Below are 18,146 nucleotides of genomic sequence, written 5' to 3'. Positions count from 1 at the left end.
CGCTGACCTATGCCTGCAGCCCCGCGCAATGGGCGCGGCTGCGCGCCGAGCATGACAGCGCCCGCGCCTGGGAGGTGCCCGAAAGCCGGATCGGTCTGATCGGCGCCGCCGAGGCGCGCGCGCGCCTCGCGGTGGCGGGCACGATGGGCGCGCTCGTGCTGCGCGGCGTCGCCCGGGTGCAGCCGGCGAAGCTCGTGCGCGGGCTCGCCGCGGTGGTCGAGCGGCTTGGCGTCACCATCCACGAGGGCACCACCGTCACCGCGATCGCCCCCGGCCGGGTCGAGACCGACCGCGGCACGCTCCGCGCCGGCACGATCCTGCGCGCGACCGAGGGCTTCACCGCCACCCTGCCCGGCCATCGCCGCGACTGGCTGCCGCTCAACAGCGCGCAGATCGTCACCGAACCGCTGCCCGAGACGCTTTGGGACGAAATCGGCTGGCGCGGCGCCGAGCTCTTCGGCGATGCCTCGCATGCCTATTGCTACGCCCAGCGCACCCGCGAGGGGCGGATCGCGATGGGCGGGCGCGGCGTGCCCTATCGCTACGGCTCGCGGCTCGACCAGGCGGGCGAGACCCAGGCGGCGACGGTGGCGCAGCTCACCGCGATCCTGCACCGGCTGCTTCCGCAGACCCGCGCGCTGCGCATCGACCACGCCTGGTGCGGCGTGCTCGGCGTGCCGCGCGACTGGTGCGCGAGCGTCGGGCTCGACCGCGCGACCGGCATCGGCTGGGCGGGCGGTTACGTCGGCATCGGCGTCTCGACCTCGAACCTCGCCGGGCGCACGCTCGCCGATCTGGCGCTTGGCCGCGAGAGCGATCTGACCGCCCTGCCCTGGGTCAACCGCCGCCCCCGCCGCTGGGAGCCCGAGCCGCTGCGCTGGCTTGGCGTGCAGGCGATGTATCAGCTTTACCACCTCGCCGACCGGCGCGAGGCCCGGGGCGGCGGGCAGCGCAGCTCGCGGCTTGCCGCGCTCGCCGACCGGCTCACCGGGCATTGAGCGCGGCGCGTTGACATCGGCCCGGCGCGATGACAGCCTGCCGCCGCAACGCGAGGGGGACGGCATGGGTTTCGCGACATCGACGGAAGGGGCGCTCGACCTCGGCGCGCTGTCGGTGCGCTGCGCGCGCATCGCGCCCGAGACCGCCGCCGCGATCCTGCGCGAGCATTACGGCCTTGCCGGCACGCTGCAGCGCTTCGACACCGAGATGGACGACACCTTTCGCCTGCTCACCCCCGAGGGGCGCGGTTTCATCCTGAAGATCGCGAACCCGGGCGAGACGCTGGTGGACCTTGATTTGCAGGTCTCGGTGCTGCGCCATCTCGAAGCCGTCGCCCCCGAGCTGCCGGTGCCGCGCGTCTTCGCCGACCGCACCGGCGCCTTCCTGCCCGAGATCGCGACGCCCGAGGGAACGCGCCGGATGCGGCTGATGAGCTATCTCGAGGGGACCGTGCTCGACACCGTCACCCCCACCGCCGAGGAGCGCGCGGCGATCGGGCGGATCTGCGGCGCGCTGCGCCTCGCGCTTGCCGGTTTCACCCATCCCGGCGCGGCGCGGCGCCTTGCCTGGGACATCCGCCAGCTGCCCGGGCTCGCGCCGCTTCTCGCCCATGTCGCCGATCCCGCGCAGGCCCGCGCGCTCGAACGCGGGCTTGACCGTTTCGCCGCGCTGATGCCGCAGATCGAGGCGCTGCCGCGGCAGGTGCTGCACAACGATTTCAACCGCTCGAACCTGCTCGTCGCGCGCCCCGGCCCCGCCCGCGTCGCCGGCATCATCGACTTCGGCGACACCGTCGAGACCGCGATCGCGATCGACCTCTCGACCGCGATGATGAACCAGATGCCGCGCGACGGCGCGAGCCGCATGGTCGACGACATGCTCGCCGAGCCGCGCGAGGTGATGCGCGGCTATCTCGAGATCGCGCCGCTCACCGACACGGAGCGCGCGCTGCTGCCGCATCTGGTGATGGGCCGCGTCGTCACCCGTGCGCTGCTCTCGCTCTGGCGCGCCGCCCGTTTTCCCGACAATGCCCGCTATATCCTGCGCAACACCGAACAGGGCTGGGCCCAGCTCGACTGGTTCCTCGCGCGCGATGCGGACGCTGTTTCCAGCCTGTTGCTCTGACCGAAAGGGACCAAGATGTCGACGCCGCGCGGCAAGATGGTGAACGCCTTCAACCCCGACAGCCTTGCCGGGCTGCCCGCCGCCACGCAGGAGGCGATCCGCCGCCGCGACCGGCTGCTCGGCCCGGCCTATCGGCTGTTTTACGAGGAGCCGGTGCAGGTCAGCCGCGGGCTTGGCACCAAGCTTTACGACCGCGAGGGCAACGAATATCTCGACGCCTATAACAACGTGGTGCCGCTTGGCCATTGCCACCCGCGGGTGATCGAGGCGGTGACGCGGCAGATGCAGACGCTCTGCACCCATACGCGCTACATCCAGGACGGCATCCTCGATTATGCCGAGGCGATGCTGCCGAGCTTTGGCGGGCGGATCGCGGCGGCGGGGCACATGATGTTCACCTGCACCGGCTCGGAGGCGAACGACCTCGCGATGCGGATCGCGCGCCATGTCACCGGGCGGCGCGGGATCATCTGCACCGCCGAGGCCTATCACGGCAATTCCGATCTTACCGCAAGCTTCTCGCCCTCACTCGGCAATCGCTCTCCGCTCGGCACCTGGGTGCGCCGGATCCCCGCGCCCGACAGCTACCGCCACGACCCAGCGACGCTGGGCCGGATGATGGCGGCGGCGGTGCGCGCCGAGGCGCAGGAGCTGCGCCGCCACGGCGACGGGCTCGCCGCCTTCATCGCGGACGCGCTTTTCTCCTCCGACGGGATCTTCGCCACCCCCGAGGTGCTGCGCCCGGTCGCCGAGGCGGTGCACGCCGAGGGCGGGCTTTTCGTCGCCGACGAGGTGCAGTCGGGCTTCGCCCGCTCGGGCGAGCGGTTCTGGGGCTTTCAGCGCCACGGCATCGACCCCGACATCGTCACCATGGGCAAGCCGATGGGCAACGGCTACCCGGTCGCGGGGATCGCGATCGTCGCCGATGTGCTCGAAGGCTTCGGCCGCGACACGCGCTATTTCAACACCTTCGGCGGCAATGGCGTGGCGATGGCCGCGGCGCAGGCGGTGCTCGACACGATCCGCGAGGAGGCGCTGATCGAGAGCGTCGCCCGCGTCGGCGCCGAGATCACCGCCGGGCTGCGCGCGCTTGCCCCGCGTTTCGAGGCGATCGGCGACATCCGCGGCGCCGGGCTTTACATCGGGGTCGAGATGATCCGCCCCGACGGCAGCCCCGACGCCGCCGCGGCCGGGCGCATCGTCAACGGGCTGCGCGCGGCGCGGGTGCTGATCTCGGCCACGGGCCCCGACAGCAACGTGCTCAAGATCCGCCCGCCGCTGGTGTTCTCCTCCGCCGATGCCGACCGGCTGCTGAGCACGCTCGAAACCGTGCTCGCCGCCACGGTCTGAGACTCAGCCCGCCGCCTCCAGCCGCCCGGCGCGCAGATGCAGCGCGCGGGGCGTGAGCGCGGCGCGGAACTCCGCGTCATGGGAGACGATCAGCATCGCCTGTGGCAGGCGTTGCAGGATCTCCGTCAGCCGCGCGAGGTTTTCCACGTCGAGCGCATTCGTCGGCTCGTCGAGGAGCAGCACCTCGGGCTCCATCGCCAGCACGCAGGCGAGCGTCACGAGCCGCTTCTCCCCGCCCGAGAGGTGATGGGTGACGCGGTCGCGCAGGTGGTCCAGCGCGAGATCGCCGAGCACCCGGTCGACCACGGCGCGCGCCTCGGCGCGGCTGCGGCCGAGGTTGAGCGGACCGAAGGCGATGTCCTCGGCCACCGTCGGGCAGAAGAGCTGATCGTCGGGATCCTGGAACACGAAGCCCGCGCGCCGGCGCACCTCGTGGAAATCGGCCTCGACGCGGCGGTCGCGCCCGAAGGCCGCGATCCGCCCGCGCCCGGGCGCGATCAGCCCGACCGCGAGGCGCAGCAGCGTCGATTTCCCCGCCCCGTTCGGCCCGACGAGGGCGAGCCGCTCGCCGGCATGGAGCTGCAGCGACGCGCCGCACAGCACCTCGCGCCCGCCGGGATAGGCGAAATGGATGTCTTCGAGCTCAAGCAGGGGCATGAATGATCTGCACTCCGATCAGGGCCGCGGCGGCCAGCAGCGCGAGGGCCGCAAGGAGATAGTCGGCGCGCCGCAGCGCGTAGGTTTCGAGCAGATGCAGCCGCCCGTCGAAGCCGCGGCATTTCATCGCCTCGAGGATCCGCTCGGAGCGCTCGAAGGCGCGCACCAGCATCATGCCCACGAGGTAACCGAAGCTGCGATAGCTGTGCAGGTTGGTCCCCGGCCGGAAACCGCGGCATTTCATCGAGGTGCGCAGCCGCAGATATTCGCCGCGCAGCACCTCGACGTAGCGGGTGGTGAAAAGCATCAGCTGCACCAGCCGCTCGGGGCAGCGCAGCGCATGCAGCGCCATGCCGAGCCGCGCCGGTTCGAGCGTGGCGAGGAGCGCCATCGCCATCAGGATCGCGGCATTGGCGCGCAGCGCGATCCGCGCCGCCTCAGAGAGGCCCTCGCGGCTCGCCGGAAAGCCCCAGATCGTGACCAGCGGCGCCCCCGGCACGGTGAAGGGCAAAAGCACGAGCATCAGGAGGACGAAGCCGTCCATCCCCGCCATCTTCTTCAGCGTCGGACCCGCGGGCAGGCCCGAAAGCGCGAGCGCGAGAAGCGCCAGCGCCAGCGCGCCGCCCAGCGCCGCGAAAGCGCTCAGCGCCACGGTGAGCAGCGCAAAGCCCAGCGCCAGCACGATCCGCAGCCGCGGGTCGCGCTGCGGGATCGGCGCGGCGAAGGCCCGCAGGGAAATCCCTGCGAGCCGCCGGTCTGCCGGGGTGAGCCGGTGCCCCATCAGGCGAGGCTCCGACGCCGCCCGGCGACGTAGAAGCCGATGCCGAACAGGCCGAGGATATAGCCGATGCCGCCGAGGATCCGCTGCAGGTCGTTGTGCTCGCGATAGGCGTCGATCTCGCGGCGCAGCGGGCGGACCTCGTCGCGCAGCATCGCGGCGATGGCGAGCTTGTCGGCCATGCTCAGCGTCACGACGCCGCCGGGCGCGGGCGCGGGCGCGGCGGGGCCGGCCGAGGCGCCCTGCGGCGCGGCGGCGGGCGTGCCCCCGACCGCGGCGGCAGCCTCGGCCCCGGCCTGCGCCGTGTCCTGCTGCATCCGCAGCACCTGTTCGACATCCTCCTGCGTCATGGTGAAGCTTACCTGATGGCCGGCGCCAAGATCGGCGTGGAACTCATGCGCCACGGCGACATGCGGCGTGAAGGTGAAGGCCCCCTCCGCATCGGTCACCGTCTCGCCGAGCCGCGTGCCGTCGGGGCCCAGCACCTCGACCGTCGCGTTCTTCGCCATGTCGCCGTTGGAAAAGCCGATCTCGCCCTCGATCTCGGTGCCCGAGGGATAGGCCGAGGCGATCACCTTATGCGCGGCGGCAGGGCCCGCCCCGAGCGCGAGCGCGAGCGCCAGGGCGGCGGAAAGGATCAGGGAGCGGCTCATGCGCGGACCTCCTGCAAAGGGGTGAAAAGGGCGGGCTTGACCTGGCGGATCAGCGCGACGGCGGCGCCGGTCAGCAGTGCCTCGATCGCCATCACCGGGATATGGGCGAGGAACACGAGCCGCGCCGCGGCCAGGAATTCGTCGCCCGAGAGCGCCAGCGCAAGCGCGACGCAGCCGGTGGTGGCGGCGATCGCGAAGGCACCGCCCGCCGCCCCCCAGAGCACCCCGCCAAACCCCGGGCTGCGCCGGATCAGCGGCCCGAAGATCAGCCCCGCGACCACCGCCGGCAGCGCGATGTTGACCGTGTTGACGCCCAGCACCGTGAGCCCGCCGAAGCCGAAGAACACCGCCTGCAGAAGCAGCGCGACGAAAAGCGCCGGAAACGCCGCCCAGCCGAGCACCAGCCCGGCGAGCCCGTTCAGGATCAGATGCACCGAGCTGGGCCCGATCGGCACATGCACGAGCGAGGCGACGAAGAACGTCGCCGAAAGCACCCCCGCGGCGGGGATCTTCTCCACCGGCAGGCGCCTCAGCCCGAGCGCGATTCCGCCCGCACTCAGCACCGCGCCGGCGACGAGAACCGGGGCCGAAAGCGCCCCATCGACGATATGCATCTTCCCCTCCCTCAGTTCAGATCCCGGGCGCGGACCCAGATCACCGCGTCCTGGCTCATCTCCTTGCCCTCGAAGCTGGTCTCCGGCCCGGTGCCCAGCGCGGCAAAGCCCCAGTCCCCCGCCTTCGGCAGCCCGTAGGTGAAGCAGCCATTCGCATCCGAGGTGACGACGAGCGCCCCCCCGGGCGGCGGCGAAACGCTCGGCGCGGTGGCGGCGAAGCGCGTCAGATCCGGGGTGGCGGCGATATATTCGACCTCGATCTCGGCGCCCGCGACCGGCTTGCCCTCCGAGAGCACGCAGCCCGAGAAGGTCGATCCGGTGGGGATGTTCGTGGGCTTCGTCAGCGGCACGATCTCGGTCGGCAGGCCGAGCGGCTCGGTCCAGTCGGTGGGCAGCTCGCCGAGGTTGAGAAAGCTTTTTGCGATCTGCTGGATGAAGATGTCCTCCGAGCCCTCGAGATAGGGCGCGGGCACCACGGCGACGACATAGTCGCCCATCTTCTTCACCGGCAGGGTGACGGCCCAAGCATCGGCCTCGTTGCCCGCGCCCTTGAAGCGCTTCGCCACCAGCGAGGAGGCGAGGTCGATGCGCTTGCCGTGATTGACCGCGAAGACCTGCTCGGGCCGGCCCATGTCCATCGCATGGCCATTGTCGAACGGGTGCCAGAAGATCAGCCCCAGTTCGACCGCGCCGGGTTTCTCGAGCAAGGGCTCGGGGGTGTAGACCAGCTGGAAATGCGCCTGAGCCAAACTGGGGGCCGCGACCAGCGCCGCGGCGGCAAGAAGGGAAGTGTAACGGTTCATGTCGTCTCTCGTTGGTTGATGCGCGAGAGGCCCGGGGGCCACGCGCAACGGACAAGAGGACGGACGGGGAGAAGGCACGAATTGGACCGCCGCAGAAGGCACGCCGGGCCGCTCCGGGCCAGACGCTCACCCCGGCGCCCGGTGGAAGATGCCCCGCAAAACGCGGGCCATATGTCCGGCAGGTCTCCTGGCTTGCGGGTCTTCGCTCGGCTGGCCTTCCCGGATCGCTCCAGTGGCATTCTCAGCTTCGCTCGCCGCTTACAGTTGCGGGGGCAGCCACGGACTAGGCGCATCGCGCCGCACCGTATTCCCTTTCTCGCCCGACCGGACCTTGCGGCCCGGAACGGGACCGGTCATGCCCCCTGTGTTGCACCGCAGCATACATCCTGTCAATCGCCCTCCCGGCGCAGCAGGTAGATATCCATGATCCAGCCGTGGCGCGCCCGCGCCGCCGCCCGCGCCGCGACGATCTCGGCGCCCACCGCGGCGAGCGGGCCGGAGAGGCGGATCTCCTCCGCCATGCCGGCATAGGCCGACCACCAGATCGAGACCCCCTCGGGCGCGAGGCTGCGAAAGGCGCACTCGCCGTCGAGCATCACGACGAGCGTTTCCGCCCCCGCGGGCCAGCCGCCTTCGCGCAGCCGCCGCCCGGTGGTGACGGTGAAGGGCGCGCCGATCGTGTTGAGCGGGATCGCGTGGCCCGAGGTGAGCGCCGCGATCGCGGTGATGCCGGGGATCACCCGCGTCGTCACCGGGCGCGCCCGGCCAAGCCGCCCGGCGATGCGCAGGGTCGAATCGTAAAGCGCCGGATCGCCCCAGACGAGGAAGCCGACGCGCCCGCCCGCGGGAAGCTCGCGCGCCATTTCACGCGCCCAGACCGCCGCGATCGCGTCGTGCCAGGCATCGACGCCGTGGCGATAATCGGGGTCGCCCGCGTCGCGCCGCGGCAGGTCGAACTCGACCACCCGCACGCCTTCGGGCAGATGCTCGGCGCAGATCGCGCGGCGCAGCGCGGCGAGGTCGTCCTTTTCCACGCCCTTGCGCGGGATCAGCACGAGATCGAGCGCGGCCATCGCGGCGATCGCCTGCAGCGTCAGATGGCGCGGGTTGCCCGCGCCGATACCGATCAGGAAAAGCTCGATCATGCCGCGCCCTCCCCGGCTTCCGGCCCCTCGGGGCGATGGCCCCGCGCGGGCTCCGCGAGCGGGCCGTAAAGGATCATCGCCGGCGCCCCGGTGGGCGGCGCATCGGCGAGCGCTTCGGCCAGCGCCGCCACACTCATCCGCGCGATCCGCTGCCCGGGGGTCGAGATCGCCTCGGCGATCAGCGCCGGGGTTTGAGGCGGCAGCCCCGCCGCGATCAGCCGCGCGGCGAGATCGGCAAAGGTGCGCCGCCCCATGTAAAGCGCGGTCACCGCCCCCGGATCGGCAAGCGCGGCGAGGTTCAGCGCCTCGGGCAGCGCGCCGGTGACGTCGTGGCCGGTGACGAACTGCACCCGCCGCGCCGTCTCGCGCCGGGTCAGCGGGATCCCCGCGGCGGCGGCGGCGGCGGAGGCGGCGGACACCCCCGGGATCACCTCATGCGCGATCCCCGCCGCCTCGAGCGCGCGGATCTCCTCCTCAAGGCGGCCGAAGATCCCGGCATCGCCCGATTTCAGCCGCACCACCCGCGCGCCGGTGCGGGCGTAGTCCACAAGCAGCCGGCTGACGTGGTCCTGCGAGGGCGAGGCGCGCCCCGCCCGCTTGCCCACGCCGACGAGATCGGCGCCCGGGCGCACCCGCGCGAGGATCGGCCCCGAGGCGAGATCGTCGAAGAGCACCGCATCGGCGCGCGCGAGCCGGTCCGCCGCCTTGAGCGTGAGCAGCTCGGGATCGCCCGGGCCGGAGGAGACGAAACTGACGAAACCGCTCATGGGGCCTCCGCGATCAGGTGAAAGAAGCTGCCGCTGGCAAGGCCGCGGCGCGAGCCGGTCTCGGCCACCGCGCGGCCCTCGGCATCGACGACCCCGGCAAGCGGCGCATCGGGCTGCGCGAGGATCGTGGAATAGTGGAATTCGTGGCCGCGCAGCGCCGCCCCCGCCGGGCCGAGCCCCGGCACCGGCGCCGCGAGCCGGGCGAGCCGATAGCCCAGATGCATCCGCCGCGCGGCGTAGGAGGTGACGAGGCCGAGCAGCCCGGCCATCTCGTGGCGCCTGCCCGCGGCGTCGATCAGCGCCGCCCCCATCGCCATGTAGCCACCGCATTCGCCATGCACCGGCCGCGTCTCGGAGAGATGCCGCAGCCCGGCGCGGAACCGCCCCGCCGCGGCAAGCCGCCCGGCGTGCAGTTCGGGATAGCCGCCGGGCAGCCAGCAGGCATCGGCGCCCTCGGGCGGCGCCTCGTCGGCGAGCGGCGAGAAGGGCAGGATCTCCGCCCCCGCCGCGCGCCAGTGCTGCAGCAGATGCGGATAGACGAAGGAAAACGCCGCGTCGCGGGCAAGCGCGATGCGCTGGCCGGGCGGCGGCGGCAGGCAGGCGGGGCCGGGCTCGGGCGTGCGCGCCCCGCCCCCCGCCGCCGCGGCGCAGAGCGCATCGAGATCGACATGCGCCGCGACGAACGCCCCCGCCGCCGCGATCAGCGCGTCGATGCGGGCGTGTTCCTCGGCCTGGACAAGGCCCAGATGCCGCTCGGGCAGTTCGAGATCGGCGCGCCGCGGCAGCACGCCGAGCACCGCGATCCCGGCCTCCGCCAGCCCCGCGCGCAGGAGCGCCTCATGCCGGGGCGAGGCGACGCGGTTCAGCACCACCCCCGCGATCCGCAGCCCCGGCCTGAGCTGCGCAAAGCCCAGCGCCACCGCGCCCGCCGATTGCGCCTGCCCCGAGGCATCGAGCAAAAGCACCACCGGCCAGCCCATCCGCTGCGCGATCTCGGCACTCGCGCCGGTGCCGCTCGCCCCCGGGCGCGCGACCCCGTCGAAGAGCCCCATCGAGCCCTCGGCAAGCACCAGATCGGCGCCCTGCGCCGCCGCGGCCAGCCGGTCGAGGAGCACCCCCGGCATCGCCCAGCCGTCGAGGTTGAACGAGGCCCGCCCGGTCGCCGCGGCGTGAAAGCCGGGGTCGATGTAATCCGGCCCGCTCTTGAACGGCTGCACCGCAAGGCCGCGCGCGGCAAAGGCCCGCGCGAGGCCAAGCATCAGCGTCGTCTTGCCGCTGCCCGAGGCGGGGGCGGAAATCATCAGCCCGGGCGGCAGAAGTGGATCGGGCGGCGTGCTCATTCCGCCCCCTCGGGAAAGCGCGGCGCCGCGCCGCGCGGGCGGAAGCGGCGGTCGTAATCGCCCGCGTAAAGCCGGCTTTCGTCGAAATCCTCGGCGCCGAGCGCCCGCCCGACGAGGATCAGCGCGGTGCGCCCGCGCTCCGCCCCGCAGGCGTCGCAAAGCGCACCCAGCGGCGCGCGCACCACGCGCTGATCGGGCCAGCTCGCGCGCCAGATCACCGCGGCGGGGCAGTCCGCGCCATAGGCCGGCACCAGCCGCGCGACGACCTCCTCGAGCACATGCACCGAAAGATGGATCGCGAGCGTCGCCCCGGTCGCGGCGAAGGCCTCGAGCCGCTCGCCCGCGGGCATCGCGCTTGCGCGGCCCGAGGTGCGGGTGAGCACCAGCGACTGCGCCACCCCGGGCAGCGTCAGCTCGGCGCCGAGCGCGGCGGCGGCGGCGGCAAAGGCCGGCACGCCCGGGGTCACGTCATAGGGGATGCCCTCGGCGCGCAGCCGGCGCAGCTGCTCGCCCATCGCCGACCAGACCGAGAGATCGCCCGAATGCAGCCGCGCGACATCGTGGCCGGCGGTGTGGGCGGCGCGGATCTCGTCGAGGATCGCATCGAGCGAGAGCGGCGCGGTGTTGACGATGCGCGCGCCCGGCGGGCAATGCGCGAGCAGCGCCTCGGGCACCAGCGAACCGGCATAAAGGCAGACCGGCGAGGCCGCGATCAGGTCGCGCCCGCGCAGGGTGATGAGGTCGGCGGCACCGGGGCCGGCGCCGATGAAATGGACGGTCATTGCGGATCTCCGGGAGGGGGAAAGGCGGCTTCGGCGATCGCGGCGCTGGCGCTGCGATCGGGCGAGAGCGCGCGGGGGGACAGGAGCCGGGCGCCGGGGCCGGCGGCCGCGAGCGCCGAAGCCTCGGCGAGCGAGCCGGTGCCGAAACGCGCGATCTGGCGCGGCGAGCGGGTCGGCGTCGGCTGCCCGGCAAGCGCCTCGGGGGCGAGCGCGATCAGCGGCAGGCCGAGCGCACGGGCAAGCGCGCGCGCCTGCGGGGCGCGCGCCTTTTCCGCGCTGGTGGCGAGTGCCTGCAGCCCGCCCCCGCCCCCCGCCTGCGCGAGAGCGGCGTGCAGCGCCTCGAGCGGTGCGGCGGCGCGAAAGCCGATCCCCGCCACGCGGCGCGGCGCAACGGGGGCAGGTTTTTGCGGATCGCTCATCGCTCGAGGCTCCATTGCAGGATCGGGCGCGCCCGGGTCCAGCCGTGCAGCCGACCGAAGGGCGCGGCCTCGGCCAGCTCGATCTTCAGCAGGCTGCCGCCGAAACGCAGGTGGCTTTCGATCAAAAGCGCCTCGCTTTCGAGCGTGACCGAATTGCACAGAAGCCGCCCGCCGGGGTGCAGCCGCGCAAGCACCTGCGCGATCCCCTCCGCCGTGACGCCGCCGCCAAAGAAGACGGCATCGGGCGCGGGCAGAGCGGAAAGCGCCTCGGGCGCGCGGCCGGGGCGGATCTCGATGCGATGGGCGAGGCCGAAGCGCGCGGCGTTCTCGGCGACGAAGCCGCGGCGGCCGTCGTCGGGTTCGAGCGCGATCGCCCGCGCCCCCGGCGCCGCGCGGCACCATTCGACCGAGATCGAACCGGAGCCCGCGCCGATATCCCAAAGCAGCGCGCCGGGCCGCGGCGCGAGCGCCGAGAGCGTCATCGCGCGCACCGGGCGCTTGGTGATCATCCCGTCGGTGGCGAAAAGCGCGTCGGGCAACCCGCTTGCGCGCGACAGCCCCGCCGCCCCCGCGCCCTCGATCGCCACCGCGACCGGGGCGGAGACCGACAGGGCCTCGGGCGCGGCGGCGAAGGCCTCGGCGCGGGTCTCGTGCAGCCGCTCGCGCGGGCCGCCGAGCGCCTCGAGCACGACCATCCGCGAAGCGCCGAAGCCCTGCGCGACCAGCCATTCGGCCAGCGCCGCGGGGGCCGCACCGTCGCGCATCAGGCAGATCACCCGCACGCCGGGCGCGAGCACCGGCACCAGCCGCGCGAAGGGCGCGGCGTGCAGCCCGAGGCAGTCGACCTCCTCGAGCCGCCAGCCAAGCCGCGCGGCGGCAAGCGCGAAACTCGAGGGCGCGGGAAAGGCGCGCCATTCGCCGGGCGCGAGATGGGGGGCGAGCGTGCCGCCGACGCCGTGCCAGAACGGATCGCCCGAGGCGAGCACCGCGACCGGGTGGCCCCGCAGCGCCAGCACCGGCGCCACCGAAAACGGCAGCGGCCAGGCCTGCCCGCGCGCCCCCACGTCCGCGAGCGCAAGATGGCGCGCGCCGCCGAAGACGATCTCGGCGCGATCGAGCGCGGCGCGGCTTGCGGGGCAAAGCCCGTTCAGGCCATCTTCGCCCAGACCGATCAGACTCAGCCAGGGATCAGCCATGACGCGCATCCTCCTTCTTGGTGGCACCAGCGAGGCGAGCGCGCTCGCCCGGGCGCTGGCCGAACGCGGCACGCCGGCGCTGTTCTCCTACGCCGGGCGCACCGAAAGCCCGGTGCCGCAGCCGCTGCCGATGCGGGTGGGCGGCTTTGGCGGCGTCGCGGGGCTGATCGAAACGCTGCGCGCGGGCGGCTTCAGCCATGTGATCGACGCCACCCATCCCTTTGCCGCGCAGATGAGCCGGCACGCGATCGCCGCCTGCGCCGCGACGGGCGTGCCGCTTTGCGCCTTTGAGCGGCCGGAATGGGTGCCGGGCGCGGGCGACCGCTGGAGCCGCGTGACCGGGATCGCCGCGGCGGCCGCGGCCCTGCCCGAGGCCCCGGCGCGGGTCTTCCTCGCGATCGGCAAGCAGCATCTCGCGGAATTCGCCGGCGCGCCGCAGCATCACTACCTGCTGCGCCTCGTCGATCCGCCCGCCGAGGCGCTGCCGCTGCCCGACGCCGAGGCGGTGATCGCCCGCGGCCCGTTCACCGTCGAAGGCGACACCGCGCTCCTGCGCGACCATGCGATCACCCATGTCGTGGCGAAGAACGCCGGCGGCAGCGGCGCCGCGGCGAAACTCGCGGCCGCGCGCGCGCTCGGCCTGCCGGTGGTGATGATCGACCGCCCCGCGCTGCCGCCACGGCTCTTGCGCGGCTCGGTCGAGGCGGTGCTCGACTGGCTCGATCATGGCGCCTCCGGGGCGAAGCGCGGGGTGTAGACGAAGCGCCCGACGCGATGCGTCTGGCTGTTGCCGAGGATCACCACGGTGCGCATGTCGGCCATCTCCGGGCGCGCCTCGGCGAGCGGGACGGTGAGCAGATGCTCCCCCGGCCCGCTCACGTCGCGCGCAAACGAGATCAGCCGCGCGCCGCCGCATTCCGCGCGCAACACCTCGAGCGCGCGGGCGAACCCCTCGGGCCGTGCCTTCGAGCGCGGATTGTAGAAGGCCATCGCGAAATCGCCCTGCGCCGCGGCGCGCAGGCGGCGCTCGATCAGCGCCCAGGGCTTGAGGTTGTCGCTCAGGTTGATGACGCAGAAATCATGGCCGAGCGGCGCGCCGAGCCGGGCCGCGGCGGCGAACATCGCCGAAATGCCCGGCAGCACGCGGATGTCGAGATCGCGCCACTCCGCGGGCCCGGCCTCGAGCGCCTCGAACACCGCCGAGGCCATCGCGAAGACGCCCGGATCGCCCGAGGACACCACCACCACCCGCCGCCCCGCCGCGGCAAGCGCGAGGGCCTCGGCGGCACGCGCGCGCTCGACCCGGTTGTCGGAGGCATGCAGCGCAAGCCCCGGGCGCGGCGCCACCCGCGCGACATAGGGTCCATAGCCGACGATGTCGGTGGCCGAGGCCAGCGCCGCGCTCACCTCGGGCGTCACCAGCGCCTCGGCCCCGGGGCCGAGCCCCGCCACGATCAGCGCGCCGCTCATGGCCGCCGCCCCTGCCCGTGCACCACGGCGAGCGAGAAATAGGGCGCCTCCGCCACCTCGGCGAGCCGCGCGACGCGCTGGCCCGGCATCGTGCCGCGCTCGATCAGCCAGGCGCGCTCGAGCGTCCCCGCGGCGGCAAGCGCGCGCTTGAGCTTTTCGAGGTTGCGCCCGATCTTCATCACCACGAGCGCGTCGGTGTCGCGCGCGCGCCGGGTGATCTCCGCCTCGGGCAGCGTCGCCATCGCCACGGTGAGCACGTCGTCGCCCCAGGTGATCGGCTGGCCCGTCTGCGTCCAGCAGCCCGACATGCCGGTGATCCCCGGCACGATCTCGATCTCGGCGCGACCCTGCAGCCGGCTGTGCAGATGCATGAAGGAGCCGTAGAAGAAGGGATCGCCCTCGCAAAGCACGACGACCTCGGCGCCCATGGCGAGATCGGCGAGCCGCGTCGCCCAATCCTCGTAGAAGGCGGCGAGCAGGCGGTTGTATTCGGGGTCGGAGACCGGGATCTCGACGGTGACGGGATATTCCATCGCGTGCTCGACCGCCGCCGCGGGCAGCATCCCCTCGACGATGCGCCGCGCCTGGCCGCGCGCGCCGCGCTTGCAGAAATAGGCGACATGGCGCGCGCCCCGCAGGATGCGGTCGGCGCGCACGCTCATCAGTTCGGGATCGCCGGGGCCGAGCCCGACGCAGATCACCTTGCCCATGCTCATTCCTTCCGGCTGGCGAGCGCGTTCAGCGCGGCGGCGGTGATCGCCGAGCCGCCGAGCCGCCCGGCGACGATCATCGCGGGCACCGGCGCCTCGGTGATCAGCGCCTCCTTCGATTCCGCCGCGCCGACAAAGCCCACCGGGCAGCCGACGATCGCCGCCGGGCGCGGGCAGCCCGGGTCGGCGAGCATGTCGAGCAGGTGGAACAGCGCGGTCGGCGCATTGCCGATCGCCACCACCGCGCCGGCGAGATCGGGCCGCCAGAGTTCGAGCGCGGCGGCCGAGCGGGTGGTGCCCATTTCCGCGGCAAGCCCCGGCACCCGCGGATCGCCGAGCGTGCAGATCACCGCGTTTTCCGCGGGCAGGCGCGCGCGCGTCACCCCCTCGGCCACCATCTTCGCGTCGCACAGGATCGGCGCGCCGGCCACCAGCGCGGCGCGCGCCGCCGCCGCCATGCCGGGGCTGAACCGCACGTCGCGTTCCAGCCCGACAAGCCCCGCGGCATGGATCATCCGCACCACGACGGGCTCCTCCTCGGGGTCGAACCGCGCGAGATCGGCCTCGGCGCGGATCGTGGCGAAACTCCGGGCGTAGATCTTCGCCCCGTCCTTTTCATAGTCATGCGGCATCGCGGGGTCTTTCCTGGGCCAGTCGGGATCGGTGAGCAAAAAGGGCTCGGTGAGGTCACGGCGCGCGGGGGCCGCGCCGGCGCGCCCCTGCCGCACGAGGTCGAAACGCCCCGCCGCCGTGGCGGTGAGGGTCAGCGCGGCGGGGCCGGGATGGGCGCAGCCCTTGGCGCAGCCCGAAAGGTGCAGCACGCCGTCCTCGGGCAGCTTCGCGGCCAGCGCGCGGGCGAGCGGCCGGGTCTCGGCGCGCGCCTGCGGGCAGTCGGGCGCGCCCGGGCAGGCGGCGATGCGCAAAAGCGGATCGCCCGCGCGCACGATCAGCCCGGGCAGATCGGGCAGCGCGCGCAGCCCCTCGATCAGCACCATCCGCCAGGGCGTGAGCCGAAGCGCACCGCCCGCCCGCGCCGCGAGATCGGCAAGCGCGGCAAGGCCGGGCGCGTCGAACCGGCCGAATTCCGGCGCGACGAAGGCCCCCTCGGCGCAAAGCCCGGGCGCGGGCGGGGCGAGCGGCGCGGCGGCGGGCTCCGTCTCCCAAAGCGCGGGCAGCGCGGCGCCCGCGACGAGATGGCGCGCCATCCGGCCGCGGCCCTCCCGCACACCGCCGCTCGCCACGAACCAGCGCGCGAGCTCGAGCGCCGCTTCGGCCGCCTCGGCCGCGGTCACCGGGCGGCCCGCGGCGCGCCCCTCCGCGCGGCAGATCAGCCCGCCCGCGGCGCCGCGCTCGATCCGGATATCGGCCGAGCTCGCGGTCAGCACCGGGCGCGGCCCGGCCTCCACCGCAAAGCCGAACTTGCCCGGCAGATCGGGCGCATCGGTGCGCGCGAGCGCCGCGGCGAGATCCGCCGCGATCCGCGCCTCGACGCCCCCGGGCGCGGCGAAGGGGGTGACGAGGATATTGCGCCGCGCCTCGGCCCGGATATCGGCGTCGATCAGCCCGAGCGCGGCAAGCGCCGCAATCAGCGGCGGATGGCTCTCGGCGCTCACCCCGCGCAGCTGCAGATTGGCGCGGGCGGAAAGGTCGATCAGCCCGTTGCCGTGGCGCGCGGCCAGCAGCGCGATCTCATGCGCGAGCGCCGCCGACAGCCGCCCCATCGGCACCCGCAGCCGCACCACCAGCCCATCGCCCGAAGCCATCGGCCGCAGCGCGCCGGGGCACCAGCCCCGGATCTGAAACTCATCCCTCATCCGCCGCCCCTTCCAGATCCGCGAGGATCGAATTGCGCAAACTGTGCCAGAGCCCCGCCGCCCGCAGCGCCGCAAACCGCGCGCGCAGCGCGGCGAGCGCCTGCGGGTTCTCGCGCGCGAGAAAGGCGACGAGATCGTCGCGCCCGAGCGTCGCCGTGTAGTAAAGATCGAAGAGATGCGGCCCGACGACGCCGGCGAGATGGGCGAAGGCCGCAAGATGGTCGAGCGTCGCGGCGATCTCGGCGCCGCCGCGAAACCCATGGCGCATCATGCTCTCGATCCAGTCGGGATTGGCGGCGCGGGCATGGACCACGCGGGCGACCTCTTCGGCGAGGGCGCGCGCGCGCGGCGCCCCGGGCCGGGTCGCGTCGAGATGGTAAAGCGCGGGCGCCGGCCGGCCAAGCCGCGCCATCGCCGCGGCAAAACCCGCCTCATGGGCGGCGTAATCGGCGGCCATCAGCAGGTCGGTCTCGGGCAGATCCTGCAGATGGACGAAGCCGTCCGCGCCCGCGAGCCGCGCCTCGAGCGCCGCGCGCGCCGGGCGCGCCTGCCCCTGCGCGTCGATCGCATGGCTCGAGGCGGCGAGCCAGGCCTCCCCGGCGGCGCGCCGTGCCTCGGCGCCGAGATCCTCGGCCAGAGCGCCCATCCCCAGCCCGTAGCTGCCCGGCCCCGGCCCGAAGACCCGCGGCGCGGAACGGTGATAGGGGTTTTCCGCCTCCGGCTCGTCGCGCGCGGCGAGCGCCGCCGCCGCCGCCTCGAACATCTGCGCGAGCCCCGGGAAGACGTCGCGGAAAAGGCCCGAGACGCGCAGCGTGACGTCGATCCGCGGCCGACCGAGGAGTGCGGGCGGCACGATCTCGAAGCCGTTCACCCGCGCGCTCTCGGCATCCCAGCGCGGCGCGAGCCCGGCCAGATGCAGCGCCATCGCGAATTCCTCGCCCCCGGTGCGCATCGTCGCCGAGCCCCAGAGGTCGATGACGAGGCCCTGCGGCCAGTCGCCGTGATCCTGCAGGTGGCGGCGCAAGAGCTCCTCGGCGAGCTTGACGCCCTGGGCGTGGGCCGCGCGCGAGGGCACCGCGCGCGGATCGGTGGAAAAGAGGTTGCGCCCGGTCGGCAGCACGTCGGCGCGCCCACGCCAGGGCGAGCCCGCAGGCCCCGCCGGCACGAAACGCCCGGCAAGCGCCGCGGCGAGCCCCGCGCGTTCCTCGGCGCCGCAGCGCCCGGTGCCGAAGACATGCAGCCCGTCGGGAAACTGCGCATCCTTGATATCGCAGACAAAACGGTCGATGCGCGGGATCGCCTCGGCCGCTCCGGCGCCCGCCGGAATGCCGAGATCGGCCTCGACGCCGCGGCCCTGCGCCTCGGCGCGGATCGCGGCGATCAGCCGGTCGCGCCGCGCCGGGTCAAGCCCCTCGGCGCCGGAATATTCGTCGAGCAGCTGCTCGAGCGGGCGCAACTCCTCGGGCAGGTCGCTTTGCGCAAGCGGCGGCGGCAGATGGCCAAGCGTCACCGCGCAGATCGGAA

The 18,146-nt window shown here is 73.6% G+C and carries 19 protein-coding genes, 1 pseudogene and 1 riboswitch; of the genes and pseudogenes, 4 read left to right on the top strand and 16 right to left on the bottom strand.

The window, feature by feature from the left end; all coding sequences use genetic code 11:
- The 3 genes from AB7U46_RS16280 to AB7U46_RS16270 all read left to right on the top strand — a co-directional run.
- A partial coding sequence (locus tag AB7U46_RS16280) for an NAD(P)/FAD-dependent oxidoreductase (protein WP_428338037.1) occupies positions 1 to 998 on the top strand: 998 nt, incomplete at its 5' end.
- Between the two features lie 64 nt (positions 999 to 1,062).
- Entirely contained in the window at positions 1,063 to 2,124 is a 1,062-nt protein-coding gene (locus tag AB7U46_RS16275) for a phosphotransferase (RefSeq protein WP_428338036.1), read from the top strand.
- Positions 2,125 to 2,139: 15 nt separating this feature from the next.
- Positions 2,140 to 3,474 (top strand): aspartate aminotransferase family protein, encoded by a 1,335-nt coding sequence (locus AB7U46_RS16270; RefSeq protein ID WP_428338035.1) that lies wholly within the window; start codon positions 2,140 to 2,142, stop codon positions 3,472 to 3,474.
- Positions 3,475 to 3,477: 3 nt separating this feature from the next.
- Here AB7U46_RS16270 and AB7U46_RS16265 read toward each other — a convergent pair whose 3' ends face one another.
- The 11 genes from AB7U46_RS16265 to cbiE form a co-directional block, all read right to left on the bottom strand.
- A complete protein-coding gene (locus AB7U46_RS16265; RefSeq protein WP_428338034.1) occupies positions 3,478 to 4,131 on the bottom strand; it encodes an energy-coupling factor ABC transporter ATP-binding protein in 654 nt (217 codons plus the stop codon).
- Positions 4,118 to 4,912 carry a cobalt ECF transporter T component CbiQ gene (gene cbiQ / locus AB7U46_RS16260; RefSeq protein ID WP_428338033.1) on the bottom strand — a complete coding sequence of 265 codons (795 nt, stop codon included), beginning with the start codon at positions 4,910 to 4,912 and terminating at the stop codon, positions 4,118 to 4,120. Before cbiQ ends, AB7U46_RS16265 begins: the two co-directional genes overlap by 14 nt.
- The gene (locus AB7U46_RS16255; protein WP_428338032.1) at positions 4,912 to 5,562 is read right to left on the bottom strand and encodes a cobalt ABC transporter permease; all 651 of its coding nucleotides are present in this window, start codon (positions 5,560 to 5,562) and stop codon (positions 4,912 to 4,914) included. Before AB7U46_RS16255 ends, cbiQ begins: the two co-directional genes overlap by 1 nt.
- Positions 5,559 to 6,176: a cobalt transporter CbiM gene (gene cbiM, locus AB7U46_RS16250; protein ID WP_428338031.1), complete on the bottom strand. Its 618-nt coding sequence runs from the start codon at positions 6,174 to 6,176 to the stop codon at positions 5,559 to 5,561. The genes AB7U46_RS16255 and cbiM overlap by 4 nt, the downstream gene beginning before the upstream one ends.
- Before the next feature lie 11 nt (positions 6,177 to 6,187).
- Positions 6,188 to 6,979 carry a DUF4198 domain-containing protein gene (locus tag AB7U46_RS16245; RefSeq protein WP_428338030.1) on the bottom strand — a complete coding sequence of 264 codons (792 nt, stop codon included), beginning with the start codon at positions 6,977 to 6,979 and terminating at the stop codon, positions 6,188 to 6,190.
- Between the two features lie 157 nt (positions 6,980 to 7,136).
- Positions 7,137 to 7,348: riboswitch (cobalamin riboswitch) on the bottom strand.
- 20 nt (positions 7,349 to 7,368) lie between these two features.
- On the bottom strand, positions 7,369 to 8,124 hold the full coding sequence (cobF, locus tag AB7U46_RS16240) for a precorrin-6A synthase (deacetylating) (protein ID WP_428338029.1): 756 nt from the start codon (positions 8,122 to 8,124) through the stop codon (positions 7,369 to 7,371).
- Positions 8,121 to 8,891: a uroporphyrinogen-III C-methyltransferase gene (gene cobA, locus AB7U46_RS16235; RefSeq protein ID WP_428338028.1), complete on the bottom strand. Its 771-nt coding sequence runs from the start codon at positions 8,889 to 8,891 to the stop codon at positions 8,121 to 8,123. Before cobA ends, cobF begins: the two co-directional genes overlap by 4 nt.
- The gene (locus AB7U46_RS16230) at positions 8,888 to 10,231 is read right to left on the bottom strand and encodes a cobyrinate a,c-diamide synthase (protein WP_428338027.1); all 1,344 of its coding nucleotides are present in this window, start codon (positions 10,229 to 10,231) and stop codon (positions 8,888 to 8,890) included. The genes cobA and AB7U46_RS16230 overlap by 4 nt, the downstream gene beginning before the upstream one ends.
- Complete coding sequence (cobM, locus tag AB7U46_RS16225) at positions 10,228 to 11,013, bottom strand: precorrin-4 C(11)-methyltransferase (RefSeq protein WP_428338026.1); 786 nt, start codon at positions 11,011 to 11,013, stop codon at positions 10,228 to 10,230. Before cobM ends, AB7U46_RS16230 begins: the two co-directional genes overlap by 4 nt.
- Complete coding sequence (locus AB7U46_RS16220; protein WP_428338025.1) at positions 11,010 to 11,432, bottom strand: cobalamin biosynthesis protein; 423 nt, start codon at positions 11,430 to 11,432, stop codon at positions 11,010 to 11,012. The genes cobM and AB7U46_RS16220 overlap by 4 nt, the downstream gene beginning before the upstream one ends.
- A complete protein-coding gene (gene cbiE / locus AB7U46_RS16215; protein ID WP_428338024.1) occupies positions 11,429 to 12,628 on the bottom strand; it encodes a precorrin-6y C5,15-methyltransferase (decarboxylating) subunit CbiE in 1,200 nt (399 codons plus the stop codon). Before cbiE ends, AB7U46_RS16220 begins: the two co-directional genes overlap by 4 nt.
- Between cbiE and AB7U46_RS16210 the strand changes: the two genes are divergently transcribed.
- Complete coding sequence (locus tag AB7U46_RS16210; RefSeq protein ID WP_428338023.1) at positions 12,627 to 13,385, top strand: cobalt-precorrin-6A reductase; 759 nt, start codon at positions 12,627 to 12,629, stop codon at positions 13,383 to 13,385. The genes cbiE and AB7U46_RS16210 overlap by 2 nt on opposite strands.
- Here the strand turns inward: AB7U46_RS16210 and cobJ are convergent.
- The 5 genes and pseudogenes from cobJ to AB7U46_RS16185 form a co-directional block, all read right to left on the bottom strand.
- Entirely contained in the window at positions 13,352 to 14,098 is a 747-nt protein-coding gene (cobJ, locus tag AB7U46_RS16205; protein ID WP_428338022.1) for a precorrin-3B C(17)-methyltransferase, read from the bottom strand. The two genes, AB7U46_RS16210 and cobJ, sit on opposite strands and share 34 nt — an antisense overlap.
- Positions 14,095 to 14,808, bottom strand: a complete 714-nt coding sequence (locus AB7U46_RS16200; RefSeq protein WP_428338039.1) for a precorrin-2 C(20)-methyltransferase — start codon at positions 14,806 to 14,808, stop codon at positions 14,095 to 14,097. Before AB7U46_RS16200 ends, cobJ begins: the two co-directional genes overlap by 4 nt.
- 2 nt (positions 14,809 to 14,810) lie before the next feature.
- A complete protein-coding gene (locus AB7U46_RS16195; RefSeq protein WP_428338038.1) occupies positions 14,811 to 15,440 on the bottom strand; it encodes a precorrin-8X methylmutase in 630 nt (209 codons plus the stop codon).
- Positions 15,441 to 15,557: 117 nt separating this feature from the next.
- A pseudogene (gene cobG, locus AB7U46_RS16190) lies at positions 15,558 to 16,622 on the bottom strand (precorrin-3B synthase); the annotation flags it as partial.
- Positions 16,612 to 18,146: cobaltochelatase subunit CobN (locus tag AB7U46_RS16185; RefSeq protein ID WP_428338021.1), on the bottom strand; the 1,535-nt coding region annotated here is incomplete at its 5' end. The gene AB7U46_RS16185 and the pseudogene cobG, both read right to left, overlap by 11 nt.

The organism is Paenirhodobacter sp. (assembly GCF_050177655.1).
Classification (GTDB): domain Bacteria; phylum Pseudomonadota; class Alphaproteobacteria; order Rhodobacterales; family Rhodobacteraceae; genus Rhodobacter.
This window is presented reverse-complemented; position numbering and strand designations above follow the sequence as displayed.

Bases quoted from the DNA above. Each gene is read 5' to 3' on its own strand.
- AB7U46_RS16275 (WP_428338036.1), top strand. From the start codon at position 1,063: ATGGGTTTCGCGACATCGACGGAAGGGGCGCTCGACCTCGGCGCGCTG.
- AB7U46_RS16270 (WP_428338035.1), top strand. From the start codon at position 2,140: ATGTCGACGCCGCGCGGCAAGATGGTGAACGCCTTCAACCCCGACAGC.
- AB7U46_RS16265 (WP_428338034.1), bottom strand. From the start codon at position 4,131: ATGCCCCTGCTTGAGCTCGAAGACATCCATTTCGCCTATCCCGGCGGG.
- cbiQ (WP_428338033.1), bottom strand. From the start codon at position 4,912: ATGGGGCACCGGCTCACCCCGGCAGACCGGCGGCTCGCAGGGATTTCC.
- AB7U46_RS16255 (WP_428338032.1), bottom strand. From the start codon at position 5,562: ATGAGCCGCTCCCTGATCCTTTCCGCCGCCCTGGCGCTCGCGCTCGCG.
- cbiM (WP_428338031.1), bottom strand. From the start codon at position 6,176: ATGCATATCGTCGATGGGGCGCTTTCGGCCCCGGTTCTCGTCGCCGGC.
- AB7U46_RS16245 (WP_428338030.1), bottom strand. From the start codon at position 6,979: ATGAACCGTTACACTTCCCTTCTTGCCGCCGCGGCGCTGGTCGCGGCC.
- cobF (WP_428338029.1), bottom strand. From the start codon at position 8,124: ATGATCGAGCTTTTCCTGATCGGTATCGGCGCGGGCAACCCGCGCCAT.
- cobA (WP_428338028.1), bottom strand. From the start codon at position 8,891: ATGAGCGGTTTCGTCAGTTTCGTCTCCTCCGGCCCGGGCGATCCCGAG.
- AB7U46_RS16230 (WP_428338027.1), bottom strand. From the start codon at position 10,231: ATGAGCACGCCGCCCGATCCACTTCTGCCGCCCGGGCTGATGATTTCC.
- cobM (WP_428338026.1), bottom strand. From the start codon at position 11,013: ATGACCGTCCATTTCATCGGCGCCGGCCCCGGTGCCGCCGACCTCATC.
- AB7U46_RS16220 (WP_428338025.1), bottom strand. From the start codon at position 11,432: ATGAGCGATCCGCAAAAACCTGCCCCCGTTGCGCCGCGCCGCGTGGCG.
- AB7U46_RS16210 (WP_428338023.1), top strand. From the start codon at position 12,627: ATGACGCGCATCCTCCTTCTTGGTGGCACCAGCGAGGCGAGCGCGCTC.
- cbiE (WP_428338024.1), bottom strand. From the start codon at position 12,628: ATGGCTGATCCCTGGCTGAGTCTGATCGGTCTGGGCGAAGATGGCCTG.
- cobJ (WP_428338022.1), bottom strand. From the start codon at position 14,098: ATGAGCGGCGCGCTGATCGTGGCGGGGCTCGGCCCCGGGGCCGAGGCG.
- AB7U46_RS16200 (WP_428338039.1), bottom strand. From the start codon at position 14,808: ATGGGCAAGGTGATCTGCGTCGGGCTCGGCCCCGGCGATCCCGAACTG.
- AB7U46_RS16195 (WP_428338038.1), bottom strand. From the start codon at position 15,440: ATGCCGCATGACTATGAAAAGGACGGGGCGAAGATCTACGCCCGGAGT.